Source organism: Nostoc sp. C110, assembly GCF_043099725.1.
GTDB classification, from domain to species: domain Bacteria; phylum Cyanobacteriota; class Cyanobacteriia; order Cyanobacteriales; family Nostocaceae; genus Nostoc; species Nostoc muscorum_A.
The window spans coordinates 3,831,020-3,846,937 of sequence record NZ_CP171148.1; the positions used below are offsets into that span (position 1 = coordinate 3,831,020).

Genomic DNA, 15,918 nt, shown 5'->3' on the forward strand with positions numbered 1-15,918 from the left:
TCATTTGTCATTAGTCATTTATTATTCTGTGCATCTCTGTGTCTCGCCAGTCCCTCACTCGCTCATAGACCTCTGGGGGAACCTTCACCGCGAGGATCTGCCGCGCCTTCTAGAGTTCCATCAGATGTAACCGCGATCGCGTTACCATTACCCCAAGGAGTACTTTCCTTAATTTTATGCCCCCGACGGCGTAATTCTTGCAGAGTCAGAGCATCCAAACCCCAAGGTTCTACACGCAACTCATCTGGAAGCCATTGATGATGTATGCGTGGAACAGAAACAGCTGCGCCAACATCCATGTTGTATTCCAGCACATTTAGGATGACTTGCAAAACCTGAGTGATGATAGTGCTACCACCAGGCGCACCTGCTGCCATCCGAAAATGACCATTTTCTGTGACAATTGTGGGAGTCATGCTGGATAGGGGAGTTTTGCGGGGTGCAATGCTGTTGGCATCGTTACCAACTAAACCAAAGGCGTTAGGCACTCCTGGCGCAGCAGCAAAATCATCCATCTCATTGTTGAGGATAATTCCAGTTCCCGGTGTCACTACACCAGCACCAAAACTGAGGTTAATGGTGAAAGTTAGACTTACAGCGTTGCGTTCTTCATCTACAACAGTAAGATGGCTGGTTTCAGTGGATTCATACCGCGTCGCGTGCAGTTTAAGAGACTGATGAGATAAAGGAATGGTATTTTCTCCTAAACTCCGATTATTAGCCTGACTAAAACGTTGTAGTGTTTTTCTATCTACTGGCTTGACCTTGGTCGAGGGTCTAGCCACTTGCATATTAATTTCTTGACGGCGTTCTTTGGCGTAAGCTGGACTGAGTAGTTCTTGTACAGGAACTTTGACAAAATCAGGATCGCCTAAATATTCTGAACGATCGGCGTAAGCAATTCTCATTGCCTCTACCATTAAGTGGATAGCGTCAGGATGATGCCATCCCAAAGATTTTAAATCAGTGTCACCAATAATATTTAAAATCTGCAATAGGTGAACGCCTCCCGATGATGGGGGTGGCATTGAGCAAACTTTAGCTTTGCGGAAATTGCCACAAATAGGAGTCCGCCAAATTGGTTTGTAGGCTTTCAGGTCTTCTAGAGTAATTAAACCACCATTTTTTACCATATCAGAAGCGATCGCACGAGCAATACTTCCGGTGTAAAAACTTTGGGGATTTTGGGCAACTGCTGTTAAAGTGCGTGCCAAATCACGCTGCACCAGTTTCTCCCCTGGTTGATAAAATTCGCCGTTGTGAGTGAAAATTTCTCGCGCTGCTAGGTTGTTGAGAATTACTTCCTTGCGGGGATCTTTTGCTTGCAGAGAACGCCAAGTTACTACATCACTAATAATAAAACCATCTTTAGCGAGTGCGATCGCAGGTTTTATTACCTCTTGCCAAGAAAGTTTACCATAGCGACGATGCACTTCATAAAGTCCCGCCACCGTTCCTGGTGTCGCTACTGCCAAATAACCATTAATACTTGCATTGGGACGCACCTTTCTTTTTGCATCTAAATACATATTTCTTGTAGCTTTCAAGGGTGCGCGTTCCCGAAAATCTAAAGCTTTCATGTCGCCAGTTTTCTCAGAGTGCATCAGCAAAAAGCCGCCGCCGCCGATGCCTGCGGAAAAAGGCTCAACTACAGAGATTGCAAAAGTTGTGGCTACAGCTGCATCTACTGCATTACCACCTTTGCGTAACATTAAAATTCCCGCTTCACTTGCTAGAGGATGCGCTGAAACCACCATTCCCTTTTTGCTGCGTAGGGGCAAAGTTAAGGCGGCTGATGCAACTTGGCTATAAACAACGAGGGTGAAAGAAAAAATTGCGATGGCTACGTGCGCCGCAGGCATCGCAACTTGCTTGGGTTTAGCAACAGTAAGCATTTTTATTACCATTTATCCTAAAATTTTATACTTGTTTAGGGACTTGCAAAAAATAGATTATCCCAAATTATTTGTATATATATATGTAGCGACTGGGGCGCAAGGTATTCATAGGTGTCAACTTAAGCCCCAGCGAATGGAATTCACGGCTACACAAACATAGACGCTTTACACCTTCCCACAGGGTAGTCCGCCTGCGCGGACTAAAAAAATTGAGTGTTTGAAACCCACGGAGGTGGGTAAAGCCTCTTGTAGATGCGGGTTTCTAACCACCCATTTAACTTACGTGAACATGGAGCATCCCACAGGGATGGGATATTTTTTTAACCGGAAGTCCCTTACTATCTGAGTGTGAGATTATTAATATGATATGATTTAAAAATTTTATAGTACTTAATTATAAATACTATGTTGCGAAAAATAAGTAAAACATTTTTCAAAGCTTTAACTATTGGATTATATATCTCTAGTGGAAGCGTTCTTTCTCAGACATTACCACTTTCCTCTAACTTAATAGGTTTTAATACACCTGAAGGTGAAAAATTATTATTTGAGAGTAAGTCAAATCAAGACTTCTTTTCACTGAGTATGCAATTCACCACTCAAACTAATCAGGCATATTGTGGTGTTGCTAGTATGGTTATGGTACTGAATGGGTTACAGATTCCAGCACCAGAAGCCGCACAGTACAAACCATATAGGGTATTTACTCAAGAAAACTTTTTTAATAATGATAATACCAAAAAAGTACTAACTCCTGAAGTTGTGTCTCGCCAAGGTATGACTTTAGACGAGTTAGGAAAATTACTATCGAGCTATGGCGTTAAAGTTAATGTTTACCACGCTACCGATACTAGTTTAGAGCAGTTCCGCAAACAAGCGGCAGAAAATTTAAAACAACCGCAAAATTTTATTTTAATAAACTATTTACGCAAAGAGATAGGTCAAGAAAAAGGAGGACATATTTCCCCTGTAGCAGCATATAATGAGCAAACAGATAGATTTTTAATTCTGGATGTTTCTCGTTACAAGTATCCACCAGTGTGGGTAAAAACAACAGATTTATGGAAAGCAATGCTCACAAATGATCCAGCTTCTAAAAAGAGCCGTGGCTTTCTATTTGTAAGCAAAAATCTTTGATACAATTTGTTCATTAGATTCAACCTCCATGTAATGCGATGTCTGGCGACAAGCTGCTTTTCTACGAGAGGCTACACCAACGCATCTACGGCAATATTTACAATGTAAGCTAATATGAATACCGTAATTACACCAGAAAGAATCGAGTTACCACCTGGCGCGGTGTTGAAGCTTTTGGGAGATTGGAAAGACTATCAAGTATTGAGTCAGCAACTAGGCGATCGCTCTTCGCCTCGCATTAAATATAGACCTGGGGAAATTTTGCTAATGGCACCGCTACCAGAACACGGAAGAGATGCGAGTTTGCTGGCAGATATTGCTAAGGTTTTGCTGGATCATTTAAACCGCATATATGAGTCATTTACGCCCATTACCATGAGCTTGCCAGAAATTAGTGGTATTGAACCAGACTATTCCTTTTACATTGAAAATTGTAGAGCAGTAGTCGGTAAAAAAAGAATTGATTGGGAGTCAGATCCACCACCAGATTTAGCAATTGAAATAGACGTTACAAGCTACACCGATATTAATGATTACTTACCTTATCGAGTGCCAGAAGTTTGGATATTAAAGAGTAATCGCCTATTAATTTATAGATTACAGACAGAAAGTTATGTGCTTACAGAAAGCAGCTACTTTCCTAACGTCAGAGAAATTGTGCAGCAATGTCTCCAAATGGCCAATGAGCAATCAACAAGTGAAGTCATTAGGTGGTTAAAGAACTTTTTGCATGGACAACATTAGTACAATGTATAACGTAGTTTTAAAAGTTTTTAGTAAGCACTTTAGTGCTTAGAGGATAAAGACTAAAGTCCTTACTACGAACAATTTAAACCTGACAGACTAGTAGTGTGCGTTACACTAACCCTTAATTACGAATTACGAATTATTTTAATCCCTTTGATTTGCGAAACTCCTGGACAACATCTTTAATATCACGTAATTCACCCTCAACCAGATAGTTTAACTGCCGCATTTCATCTGCCGAAATCTTTCCAGCAAGTGAAGCGATCGCTGTTTTTAATTGGGGATATTTTTTTAATATTTCTTGCCGAACAATTGGCACAGTCTCGTAAGGTGGAAAATAATGTTTATCATCCTTTAACACAACTAAACCCAACCGAGAAATCTGCCCATCAGTAGAATTCCCCGCCACCATATCTACTTGTTTTTGAATCAAAGCACGATATATCAAACCCAAGTCCATGATTTGAGGAGATTTGGCAAAACGTAAATCGTAAGTTTTAGCTAATCCAGGAAAACCATCTTCTCGTTCTAAAAACTCGTAACCAAAACCACCGCGCCACTGAGGTGTATATTGAGTAGCTTCTGAGAGAGTTTGAATATTGTAGCGTTTGGCATCATCACCCCGAACAATCATCGCAAAAGTATTTTCAAAACCTAGGCTTGGCATCACTTCCAAATTGAATTGCTGGGAGTACGCTTGTTTTAATCTTTCATAAACTTCTTTAGGATCATTAACTGCTTTTTGCTTTAAGATTCCAGTAAAAGCTGTACCTGTGTACTCAATATAAGCATCAATCTTGCCAGTAGTAATCGCGTTATGACAAACAAAAGAACCACCCAAACGGGGACGACGAGATACTTTTAAATTAGTTGTTGCCTCTATTTGCTGTGCTAAAAATTCACCTAAAATATCTTGTTCAGTAAAATCTTTGGAAGCAACAATAATATTGCCATCGCTGCTACTATTTACATTTGGTGTACAGCTAGCGATTAGTAATAATAAAGTAAAAGTTAAAAAGCACGATGCTAAAAATCTTTTCATTAATTTTTAATTTTTAATTTATTTTCCAACCAGCCAATTGCAAAGTCAGCTAGTAATGCAATTACCGCCGCCGGAACTGCACCAGCTAAAATTAACTGATCGTTAACTACTGATATACCGCGAAAAATAAAGACTCCCAAGCCACCAGCCCCGATCGCAGCTGCAATGGTTGCAATGCCTATAGCAATTACCGTTGCGACTCGCACACCAGCTAAAATTACCCCCATTGCCAAGGGAATCTCAACTTGCAATAACAATTGTCTATCCGTCATTCCCATACCTCTCCCAGCCTCTCGAATTGCTGGATCTACACCAGTAATCCCTGTGTAAGTGTTACGAATTATCGGCAGCAAGGAATATACAGTCAGAGCAACAATTGCTGGTACAGCCCCAATTCCACCAATTATAGGAACAGGGATGAGTAAACCAAAGAGCGCCAAACTAGGAATAGTTTGGAGAATATTCGCTATACCGAGAATTGGTTGGCGGAGATAAGTTTTACGTGTAATTAAAATACCTAAAGGAATGCCTATAAATATGGCAATTCCAATAGCGATACCTACTAAAAACAAGTGTTCTAGAGTATGCTGAAGAATTTCTGGGGCATACTTAACAAGGAAGAAATTTTTCATAAATTGTCTTGGAAGGAACGCAGACATTTAAGAAAGGCTAGGCTTTCTGGGTGTTGCGATCGCATAAATTCATCTGTTGTCCCCAATACTACCAATTCTCCGCCATACATTAAACCAATTCTCGATGCCAAAACCAAGGCTTCTTGAATATCGTGGGTGACAAACACAACAGTTTTCCCTAACTCTTGCTGCAAACGCCGAAACTCTTGTTGCAGTTCTAACCGCGTAATCGGATCGAGTGCGCCAAAGGGTTCATCCATCAACAACACAGGTGGATCTGCTGCTAAAGCCCTGGCTACCCCGACTCTTTGTCTTTGCCCTCCCGAAAGTTCGTGCGGGTAACGCCCTGCAAATTGTGCTGGTTCTAAACCCACTAATTGCAACAATTCATAAACCCGCGTTTTTATTTGTTTCGATTGCCAACCTTCCAAAGCCGGGACTAAACCCACATTGCGTTCAACTGTAAAATGGGGAAATAAACCAATTTCTTGAATGACGTAACCAATTTTTCGCCGCAGTTTAATTTCATCCCATTGAGTTGTGGGAATACCATCAAATAAAACTTCGCCTTGTGTAGGTGTGAATAGGCGATTAATTAACTTCATTGTGGTGGTTTTGCCGCTACCACTGCGCCCAAGTAATACTAGTGCTTCTCCTTGGCGGATGTTGAAGTTGAGATTTGACACCAAGGGGCGATGATTGCGGCTAAAGGTAACATCGCGGAATTCAATGGCGGTTTGGTTATTTTGCGGCATTAGTAGCTTTTGGTGGACGCTAGCCTTTTATTGACTATATGTATTATGTGCTGATTTTGCTAGCGTGCTAACGTCCAATTTGTCAAACAACAGATTTAAGCCCCTCTATGCAGTTTTAGCATTCTCATCTGATGCTTGGTCTGCAACATTTTTCAAGCGGCTTGATCTGATTTTGCGGATGCGATCGCTATTGCGAACACCACCTGCCATCTCATATTCGCGGCTGTCTTTGCCGTACTTGATTGCAACCACCATCAGCATTTTCTCAGAAAGCTGACTCAAGTTTTTTTCCATCTCTTCAATTTCAGTTTTAGAAGAGTCAACCACAGACAGAGCAGTATTATAAACATCAAGTTTGTTGCGTAACTGCTCAATTGACTCAATCAGTTTTTCCAGATTATAATTTTCGTCAAATTTGATGCTTGGAACAATCGATTTCAGTCCGGCGGATCTTAACTGAGCTTTTTCTAAAATGCGGGATGTGCGTTTTTGACGAGACATAAAATTACTCCTTTAAGATGCTGCTAAAGCTAGCTTGGCTTAATTAAACTGCGTTTCGGTTCAGCAGAACTCGCAGTTTTTGCTTATAAAATTTTCAGGTTATACCAGTAATTTTTCGGTACCTAATTAATATAAAAAGGTAAAATTTAAACCACTCCCAACACGAGGAAGACCGCTCCCAGCACGAGGAAGACCGTTCCCAGCACGAGGAAGACCGTTCCCGGCACGAGGAAGACCGCTCCCAGCACGAGGAAGACCACTCCCGGCACGAGGAACACCGCTCCCAGCATGAGGAACACCGCTCCCGGCACGAGGAACACCGTTCCTGCCACGAGGAACACCGCTCCCGGCACGAGGAACACCGCTCCCAGCACGAGGAACACTGCTCCCAACACGAGGAACACCGCTTCAGTTTGTTGGAGAGTACGTACATGCAAAGCAAAGCGTCTAATGGATGCCTCAAAAATTTGCTTAACTGTCTTAACTGTCCTTGCGTCTTTAATGGCGAGTCCTAGATAATACAAGCACGGTTTTCAAAAAAGCTGTAAATCCTGATTTAATCGATATATCTAAATCTAAAAAAGGCAGAAAAATGGATCTTGATAATTTAGCTCAAATTTCCAAACGAGATTTGGAAATCATTCAACTACATCAGTTTCAACAACCTATCTACTGTTGTAATGTCACTGCAATTGCCTATGCCTTTACCGCATTGGGATATCTGACCACTGTTGATGAGATTTTTTATGCTACCCAACTGCCGATCGCATCGGTTTTAGATGATGGCATGACGTTAGCAGAAACCTACGATACCTGTCGAACTTACCTTGAAAAAAAAGGAATACCTGTGTCCATTCGGGTAGAGCATTTTGATAAACCGAGTATGACGCTCGAAGCATTCACCCGTGAAGTTGAAGCCGCCGTTTGTGATGAAACTGATGTCCACATTCTTAACTTCAATACCCGTATTGCCCATGAAAATCCCAGTTTAGAAGGTGGTCACTTCTCCTTATTGGCAGACTATGACCCGAAAACTCAAGAAATAACTATTGCAGATACTAATCCTAAACGGTATACCCGGTTTTGGAAATGCCCAATTCAACGTATATATGCCGCTTGCGTAGATAAAGATTCCTCGTCAAATCGCTCTCGTGGCATGATCGTGCTTCGCAGGCTGGAGAAAGCCAATTTAAAAGATAACGGAGTGGTTCATCCATCAGAAATCGCCTTGAACGCTCTCCATTCTGAATAATTAGTTAGAATCACAGCCAACCATTTTTAAAATAACTTCTGACCAGTGCGTTGGGGGGTTCCCCGGCTTGTACCCCTACGGGGAAGCAAGCTACGCTCTCAAGCGTTTCCGCATGGTAGTAACTGGCGCAACACGGAAAAATGAGAGTTTGAGAGAGATTTTGCCTAAGTCTTGTTTTAGTCAGGCTGAGTGGAATCGAATTCAATTTTTTGTGAAACCGCCTCAGTTTGTTGGGGGTGCATAGACGCAAAGCAACTTGTTGATGATGAATATGGCTGCGTAGGAACTTTTGTAGGCGATGCCTACGGCGGTAAACTACGCAGTTATGAGAGATAGTTAGTAGGGTGTTGTAGAAGTGCGATCGCAGTTTAGACAAATCCAATTGCTGCGCTTACCCCACAAGCGTGAAATACAACCTAAAGACTTTGGGCTTGGCAAAAATATAACTGTTAAAATCAGCATAATGGTGTCAAAATGCGAATAAAACACACCCAAAAGAAGAAAAATGCCAGCCATTGTTAAACTACAACCTCCTTAGAAACTTTAGCAGAAGCAATATCTTCTCTTGATTTAACAGAAAAACGTCAACTTCAAGAACTAATTGAGCAACAAATTTTTGAAGCCGAAGAAGCGTTGTACGAAGACAATGCAGATACACTGACAGAAATTGAAGCTGTTCGCGCTGAGTATAGCGATGGTCAGTCAGTGACTATAGATGAATATCTTGCTAATCGCTCAGAGCAGAGATAATGAGTTATGCGATCGCTATTTCAAAGTCTGTACAAAAGCAGATTGATAACTTACCAAATGATGTTATTGAGCGTGTGATTGAAAAAATCCAAAATCTTGCTTCATAACCACGTCTCGATGGAATTGTCAAGTTAAAAGGTTCTGATAACGAGTATCGTATTCGGATTGGTGATTATAGAGTTCGTTACGAGATTAATGATGAAAGTCAACTCGTGCAAATTTTGCAGTGCAAGCATCGAAAAGATGTTTATAGAAAAAGCTAGTTTAGATACAATACCGTTCAGTTAAACCAAAAAGCCTTATGTAGAGACGCGATTTATCGCGTCTGATAAGACCGATAACTCTTAATTGAATCATACTTGAGTTTAAATATGCTCAATGGACATGCGAGCCTAGCATTTTTACGAAATTCTCCCTAAAAAGCTTGTATTCTCTCAAGTAAGCTTCCACACACAAATCCCAAACGGTCAGCTATGGAATTAAATCTGCGGTTCCCAGAGAATAATCAAGTCATTGTAGAATTTGACAAGCAAGACACTGATAGGCTAGATTTTGCCTCACCACTGAATGCAGTAGACACAGAAGAGATTCGCTGGTACTTGGAAAAGTATGTGACTGATTACACCACGGATGTAGACGATCAACGGGCAGAAAGGATAGCAGAAAAATTGCAGCAATGGGGTAAAGATTTATTTAATGCTGTTTTTCAGGATCGGACTGCTCAAAGGCTATTTAATGATTTTCAAGATCAAAATCAACCAGGACGCTTATTAACAATCAGCGCTAGTCATCCAGCAATTTTATCGCTGCCTTGGGAATTGTTACGCGACCCACAAGGTACTTATTTGTTTCTTGAAAATCCCCGCATTTCTATTCGTCGCCGCTTAGCAGGTGTTGGGGGTGGACGCAAACGAACTGAAGTGACAGTCAAACACCGTTTGCGGTTATTGTTTGTGGTCAGTCGTCCCAGCGATGCGGGATTTATTGATCCCCGTGGTGAAGCAATGGCAGTGTTGGACGCGATTCAACAAGCAGCAGCTGGACGAGTTGAGGTAGAGTTTTTGCGTCCAGCAACATTAGATAATTTAGTAGAACGATTAGAAGACTCGCGCAAACCCCCTGTTGATATTGTACATTTTGATGGTCATGGGGTATTTGATCTTGATGGGCGTTTCCAAGAACAAGCTAAACATAGCGACCCGGTGGGAGTAACTAAAGGCGGGAATGGGAACGGCGGCAATATAGGTTATTTGTTATTTGAGGATAAAGAGGGGAAAAAAGCCCTGATTACTGCCGAAACTTTAGGTGATATCCTGAATCAGCAAAAGGTAGGGCTAATTGTCTTGTCTGCCTGTCAGTCGGCGGCGATGGGTGGTGAAGATAGAGAGGATGCAGTGGGTTGTGTTGCCGCTAAGTTAACTGATGTGGGTATTCCCACAGTATTGGCAATGACTTATTCGGTATTAGTGACAACTGCTCATCAACTGTTTGCCAAGTTTTATCAGGGTTTGGTGTCTGGTAAAGGTATGGGTGAAGCATTAGATAATGCGCGGCGAGATTTGTATCTCAACCAGAAACGGGGAGAACGGCAACGGGGTCAGGAACGAGTAGTGCAGTTAAAATTGCAAGATTGGTTTTTACCTGCCCTGTATCAAGCGGCTGGCGATACGCCGTTATTAAAGCAAGACTTTACAGGCGGAAACCAAGAAAGCGGTGAGGAGTCAAAATGGGGAAACTTGCCGGATTTACAAGAAGCTGGATTTTTCGGTCGTAGCCGGGAATTGTGGCAGATAGAACGATTGTTTGTGCAAAGAACGCACGACCTCCAGGAAACGCGCCGCCTCACAGTATCGGGTTTTGGCGGACAGGGGAAAACCTACCTTGTCCAAGAAGCAGGACGCTGGTTACACCGCACGGGGATGTTTAAGAAAGTCTGTTTTGTTGATTATGCTGCCTTTCAGGGTGTGGATGCTGTAGGCTGGGCAGTTAGCACCCTGGCGACAGTGTTAGAGCAGAGTTTAATTAATGCCACAGCAGCAACTCAGGTGTTGCGTAACCAAGCCACATTGCTAATTTTAGATAACTTAGAAACCTTGCCCCCAGAACCTCTACGGGAACTGTTAAACGTGACAAAACAGTGGTCTGAGGTTGGGGAATGTCGGGTGTTACTCACCACTCGCACACCAGATTTTCACCATCCTGATTACCCCACAGAAGGCAGCCTCAAACATATCTCCTTACCTTTGGGAGGTTTAGGACAAGAAGATGCCCTCGCGTATTTCCAGAGTTTGATTAAACTGCCGCCAACACCAAACTTTGACCTACCTAAACGCGAGGTGTTGTTGAGATTATTTGAACAGGTGAAGTTTCATCCCCTGTCGATTGGTTTGTTGGCGAGACAGTTGAAAACCCGTCGTCCGGCAGATTTGGGAAAAAGTTTAGAAACGTTGATTGCCCAAACACCAGATAATCCCCTATTGGCATCGTTGAATTTATCTTTGGAACGGTTGGATGCTGAAGCAATGCAGTTGTTGCCTCGTTTAGGCGTGTTTCAGGGCGGGGCATTAGAAATGAACTTGCTGGAAATTACAGAAATTTCTGAGCCACAGTGGCAAACTCTGCGCCCAGTATTAGAAGCCACTGGATTAATTCAAGTTGATCAGCTTTTTGTCAAATTTCACCCCACCCTAGCCCCTGCCTTGTGGCCGCGTTTATCCCCAGAAGCACAGACAGAACTGCTTGCCCGTTATCAACAGTGTTATTATCAACTTTCTACCTATTTGTACATTACAGATAGCAAAAGTCCTCATGGAGTTCGTGCCATTGCTCAATGGGAATTACCGAATTTACTTTATGCAGTTGATGGCGCGTTGAATGCAGGCGCAGAATCGGCAGTAGACTTTGTTGACAATGTAAACAGATTTCTCGGCTACTTTGGACTTAACCGCGATCGCACTAGACTAAATCAACGGATTGCTCAGTTGACTGGGGAAGTCGGTTCCGACACATGGTATCTCAGCCGTAAAAGTTCAGGCGAGCAATTGTACAATGCTGGTCGCTATCAAGAAGCAGCGCAGGTATTTAGGGAGATACTGGCAGAGTTGGGTGAGCAACCAAGTTATAACCTCTGTATTACTTTGGGTAGGCTGGGGCGGTGCTTGAGGTTTCAAAGACAAACAGCACAAGCAGCACAAATCTACCGCCAGGGGTTGGCAGTAGCGCAACAGTTGGAACAGTCTGATAATGTGAAGAAACTGATGGGAACGTTGCAGACTGAATTGGCAGATGTGCTGACGGAGATGGGGAATTATGGTGAGGCACGCATTGCTTATGAAGCAGGATTAGCTATTTACACAGAAGTTGGAGGCCTTAGTGGGGCTGCGGTATCAAATTTTCAACTCGGCACACTAGACTTGCGACAAGGCAACCTCCAAGAAGCAGAACAGCGTTACCTAGAAGTACTGACTACTTTCCATAAACTCAACGAACCAGCAAAAGAAGCCACGGCTTGGCATCAACTGGGTATGGTGTACGAAGAAGGCAAGCAGTGGGACGCTGCGGAAGATGCCTACCGAAAATCAGCACAGATTGAAGAATCTTTAGGAAATTTGGCAGGTGCAGCAAGTACTTGGCAACAATTAGGCAACCTCAATCACTCTGTTGGCAACCTGGGAGAGGCAGAGGCTTGGCTTCGCAAGGCTTTAGAGCAATATCAACAATTAGAAAACCAAGCAAGTGTATCTCAAACATTAAGTAACCTCGCTAGCCTACTACAAAATCAACCCCACCGCCTCAGCGAAGCCCGACAATTGGCAGAAGAAGCATTAACTATCAAAAAAAACTTAGACCCGGCTGCGGCTGAGATTTGGAAAACATATAACATCTTGGCAAAAATTGCCGACAAGCAGGGCGACAGCACCCAAGTTAAAGAATATCGTCACCAAGCAAGGCAAGCAAAAGCGGCGTTTGCGGGGACACAGTATGAGTTGCGGAAATATGAGCCGTTGATTGTAGGGGTGGTAGCTGCTATGGATAATGCAGAAATCAGGGAACAGTTAGAAGGATTGCTGGAAAATATAGTGAAAAATGGCTGGGTTAATCTCATCGCTGCCATTCGTCGCATCTTAGCCGGCGAGCGAGATGAGGATATACTGTGCGAGCAGTTAGATTTGGAAGATTCTATGATTATCTACGCTATCCTGCAGGGTATTGCTGACCCTCAATCCCTTGAGGCGTTGTTGGGAGAGTGATATTAAACTCCTCGCACGAATGAGTAACGAACTCCATAGACGCGCAAGCAGTTACTCTCTGAGTTCTTCATAAAGCAATACAGTTCGGTTGAGATCCCCCCGCCTACGGCGACCCCCTTAAAAAGGGGGTAAATAGATTAGGAGGAAGAGCAAGCCTTTTTTAGGGGGGTTGGGGGGATCTCCAAGAGCCAAACATACTAACCGAAACGTATTGCTCCATAAAGAGTACCCACAGGGGTAGGACGTTCACTTATTCTCCACTTCGCAGGAATAATCTTCACAAAACGCTTTCAATCCAATATGAATAACAATCACCGTCACGGCGACAGCTAAAGGAGATAGCACATCTCCCGAAAAACCCATTGTTACCAACACTGCACCCAAGCGTTCCACAGCATCCTTATTATCCAAATCGCCCCATTTCTTCCACTGCTGATTCAGCATTCCCCCTTCTTGACATAAATCACTTTTGGCGGCTCGTCCAAATCTCTGCAAAAAACTCTTAGACTTTTCTTGTGTAAGTTTTGTAATTTCTTCGGTTTGTTTTACCAGCATTTTTTCAGCCGATGTTTCATCGTCTCCTTGTTTTTGCCTTGAATCTGGGGCATCGCGCAGTTCGGTTAACTGGCGGTCAATTTCGGCAGAGAGGGTAGTAATTTCTTCGGAGGTAAAGATGCTGTTCATTACTGAATTGTTTAATAATGTTTGGCGATCGCTGGTTATTTTTACAACCCAATTTACAATATCATTGGCTGTAATCTACTGACCAGTCAAATAAGCACGCCGAGAAGTGATTAATACAAGCATTGGGCGACTAGAAGTCGCGGCTACACAAACAAAGTCCGCCTTCGCGGACTAATCAAAATCAAGGGTTTGAAACCCACGGAGGTGGGTTTTGTCTGTATAGCCGCGATTTTTAATCGCCCGGTATTTACAAACGTGAGATGCTCATCAAGATTCCATCTCCGCCAATTCTAACCAGCGTTCAGTCGCCACATCGATCGCGTGCTTGAGCTTTTCCACATGATCGTACAATTTCTGCACTTGGCTATAATTCCCCGGTGAGACATTCGCTAGGGTTTTTTCAGTTTCTTCTTTCTCAGCCTCTAACTCGGCAATTTTCCCTTCTAGCTGCTCAAATTCTTTTTTCTCCCAATTGGATAATCTCCGCCGCTTAGTATTCTCGCCATCCTTGGGTGAAGCCGCACCATTATTTTGAACTTCGACATTTTTCGGCTTCTCCTTAGCGTTTGCAGCTTGTAGCTGTGCCTCTTCAGCTTTTTTATAGTCCAGATAAATCGAGTAATTACCTGGATATTGCCTCAGATTACCGCCTTCCTCAAAGGAAAATACTGTGTCGATGGTGCGATCAAGAAAATAGCGATCGTGAGAAACTACAATTACACACCCGACAAAATCCTCTAAATAATCTTCTAATACTGCCAATGTCTGAACATCTAAATCATTTGTCGGTTCATCTAAAATTAAGACATTGGGCGCACTCATAAGCACCCGCAACAGAAATAAACGGCGTTTTTCACCACCCGAAAGTTTATTAATTGGGGCATACTGTTGATTACCAGGAAACAAAAACCGCTCTAACATTTGCGAAGCGGTAATTTGAGTGCCATCGGTAATTTTGATAAATTCACCCTCTTCTTTGATGTAATCAATCACGCGCTGATTTTCGTTTAAGGCTGTGAGCAATTCTTCAGAATGCTGGTCAAAATAACCGATGTGAATTGTAGTCCCAATTTCTGCAACACCTGAGTCTGGCTGAATCTGACCAGTAATAATATCCATTAAAGTGGATTTACCAGCACCATTAGCGCCGATGATGCCGATGCGGTCTTCTGGACTAAATTCGTAGGTGAAATTATTAATTAGGGTGCGCCCATTGTATGCCTTAGAAACGTTCTTTAATTCAATAACCTTTTTGCCAATGCGACGACCAACTGTCGAAATATCAACTTTACCCTGAACTTCTTTAAACTCAGTATCCCGCAAAGCATGAGCGCGGTCAATTCTCGCTTTTTGCTTAGTACTTCTAGCTTTTGGCCCTTTTTTGAGCCATTCTAACTCACGCCGCAATAAGCCTTGATGTTTCCGTTGACTACTGACGGCAGATTCTTCAGCTAAAGCTTTCTTTTCGAGGTAATATGAATAGTTACCTGTATAGGTGTAAATGTCGCCTCGGTCAATTTCCACGATCCGATTAGTGACACGATCTAGAAAGTAGCGATCGTGGGTGATCAGAAAAAGTGCGCCGCGATAGCGATTTAAATAACTTTGTAACCATTCTACAGAAAGAGCATCAAGATGGTTTGTTGGCTCATCCATGAGCAAAACATCTGGTTCTGCTAGCAAAGCTGATGCTAAAGCAATGCGCTTGCGATAGCCTCCAGATAAAGTGCCTATCTTGGCATCAAAGTCAGAAATTCCTAATTTGGTGAGGATGATTTTAGCATTAGTTTCTAGTTCCCAAGCATCATTTGTATCCATCTTTTGCATCACCGCAGAAAGGCGAGACATCAGTTGGTTATCATCTGGATAGTGAGCTAATTTATCTGATAGTTCTTCATACTCACGCACCAAAGCTGTATGTTCGCCACTGTCAGCAAAAACTTGCTCTAAAACTGTGTGATTTTCATCTAAATCTGGCTGCTGGGGTAAGTAGATGATTTTAGAACCGGAGTTAATGATAATTTGACCGCTATCAATGGATTCTAACCCGGCAATCATTTTTAATAGGGTTGATTTTCCCGAACCGTTAGTACCAATTAAGCCAACTTTATCGGTAGCATCAAGGCTAAAACTGGCATCTTTTAAAACTTCTTTGATGCCAAAGTCTTTTTTAACCGACTGGAGTGTAATAATACTCATAAAATCTAGTAATTTTTCATTGATCGTTAGTTAGTAGGTAAAGCACATACCCTACCTACATGCGCCGAATT

Annotated in this window: 14 protein-coding genes; 6 read left to right on the plus strand and 8 right to left on the minus strand. The window is 42.6% G+C overall.

The window, feature by feature from the left end:
- Positions 1-62: 62 nt before the first annotated feature.
- Complete coding sequence (ggt, locus tag ACFFRD_RS21765) at positions 63-1,862, minus strand: gamma-glutamyltransferase (RefSeq protein WP_392483136.1); 1,800 nt, start codon at positions 1,860-1,862, stop codon at positions 63-65.
- A 441-nt stretch (positions 1,863-2,303) separates the two neighbouring features.
- On the opposite strand from ggt, the gene ACFFRD_RS21770 reads away from it, so the two are divergent.
- The gene (locus ACFFRD_RS21770; RefSeq protein WP_392477381.1) at positions 2,304-3,035 is read left to right on the plus strand and encodes a phytochelatin synthase family protein; all 732 of its coding nucleotides are present in this window, start codon (positions 2,304-2,306) and stop codon (positions 3,033-3,035) included.
- Positions 3,036-3,149: 114 nt separating this feature from the next.
- Positions 3,150-3,779: a Uma2 family endonuclease gene (locus ACFFRD_RS21775; protein ID WP_392477382.1), complete on the plus strand. Its 630-nt coding sequence runs from the start codon at positions 3,150-3,152 to the stop codon at positions 3,777-3,779.
- Between the two features lie 142 nt (positions 3,780-3,921).
- Here the strand turns inward: ACFFRD_RS21775 and ACFFRD_RS21780 are convergent, their stop codons facing one another.
- From ACFFRD_RS21780 to ACFFRD_RS21800, 5 genes are all read right to left on the minus strand, one after another.
- Positions 3,922-4,824 (minus strand): glycine betaine ABC transporter substrate-binding protein, encoded by a 903-nt coding sequence (locus ACFFRD_RS21780; protein ID WP_392477385.1) that lies wholly within the window; start codon positions 4,822-4,824, stop codon positions 3,922-3,924.
- Positions 4,824-5,456, minus strand: coding sequence for an ABC transporter permease (locus tag ACFFRD_RS21785; protein ID WP_392477387.1), 633 nt, complete (start codon positions 5,454-5,456; stop codon positions 4,824-4,826). Before ACFFRD_RS21785 ends, ACFFRD_RS21780 begins: the two co-directional genes overlap by 1 nt.
- The gene (locus tag ACFFRD_RS21790) at positions 5,453-6,211 is read right to left on the minus strand and encodes an ATP-binding cassette domain-containing protein (protein WP_179074792.1); all 759 of its coding nucleotides are present in this window, start codon (positions 6,209-6,211) and stop codon (positions 5,453-5,455) included. Before ACFFRD_RS21790 ends, ACFFRD_RS21785 begins: the two co-directional genes overlap by 4 nt.
- Before the next feature lie 105 nt (positions 6,212-6,316).
- On the minus strand, positions 6,317-6,712 hold the full coding sequence (locus ACFFRD_RS21795; protein WP_179074793.1) for a hypothetical protein: 396 nt from the start codon (positions 6,710-6,712) through the stop codon (positions 6,317-6,319).
- 146 nt (positions 6,713-6,858) lie between these two features.
- Positions 6,859-7,149 carry a hypothetical protein gene (locus ACFFRD_RS21800; RefSeq protein WP_392477389.1) on the minus strand — a complete coding sequence of 97 codons (291 nt, stop codon included), beginning with the start codon at positions 7,147-7,149 and terminating at the stop codon, positions 6,859-6,861.
- Positions 7,150-7,304: 155 nt separating this feature from the next.
- On the opposite strand from ACFFRD_RS21800, the gene ACFFRD_RS21805 reads away from it, so the two are divergent.
- The 4 genes from ACFFRD_RS21805 (at position 7,305) to ACFFRD_RS21820 (ending at position 12,964) form a co-directional block, all read left to right on the plus strand.
- Positions 7,305-7,964 carry a phytochelatin synthase family protein gene (locus ACFFRD_RS21805; protein ID WP_179074795.1) on the plus strand — a complete coding sequence of 220 codons (660 nt, stop codon included), beginning with the start codon at positions 7,305-7,307 and terminating at the stop codon, positions 7,962-7,964.
- Between the two features lie 749 nt (positions 7,965-8,713).
- Positions 8,714-8,821, plus strand: coding sequence for a type II toxin-antitoxin system RelE/ParE family toxin (locus tag ACFFRD_RS21810; RefSeq protein WP_392477391.1), 108 nt, complete (start codon positions 8,714-8,716; stop codon positions 8,819-8,821).
- Between the two features lie 57 nt (positions 8,822-8,878).
- Positions 8,879-8,977 carry a type II toxin-antitoxin system RelE/ParE family toxin gene (locus ACFFRD_RS21815; protein WP_392483137.1) on the plus strand — a complete coding sequence of 33 codons (99 nt, stop codon included), beginning with the start codon at positions 8,879-8,881 and terminating at the stop codon, positions 8,975-8,977.
- 210 nt (positions 8,978-9,187) lie between these two features.
- Entirely contained in the window at positions 9,188-12,964 is a 3,777-nt protein-coding gene (locus tag ACFFRD_RS21820) for a tetratricopeptide repeat protein (protein WP_392477392.1), read from the plus strand.
- A 246-nt stretch (positions 12,965-13,210) separates the two neighbouring features.
- Here ACFFRD_RS21820 and ACFFRD_RS21825 read toward each other — a convergent pair whose 3' ends face one another.
- Both ACFFRD_RS21825 and ACFFRD_RS21830 read right to left on the minus strand, forming a co-directional pair.
- Positions 13,211-13,648 (minus strand): hypothetical protein, encoded by a 438-nt coding sequence (locus ACFFRD_RS21825; protein WP_392477394.1) that lies wholly within the window; start codon positions 13,646-13,648, stop codon positions 13,211-13,213.
- A 267-nt stretch (positions 13,649-13,915) separates the two neighbouring features.
- Positions 13,916-15,847 carry an ABC-F family ATP-binding cassette domain-containing protein gene (locus ACFFRD_RS21830; protein ID WP_392477396.1) on the minus strand — a complete coding sequence of 644 codons (1,932 nt, stop codon included), beginning with the start codon at positions 15,845-15,847 and terminating at the stop codon, positions 13,916-13,918.
- Positions 15,848-15,918 lie beyond the last annotated feature (71 nt).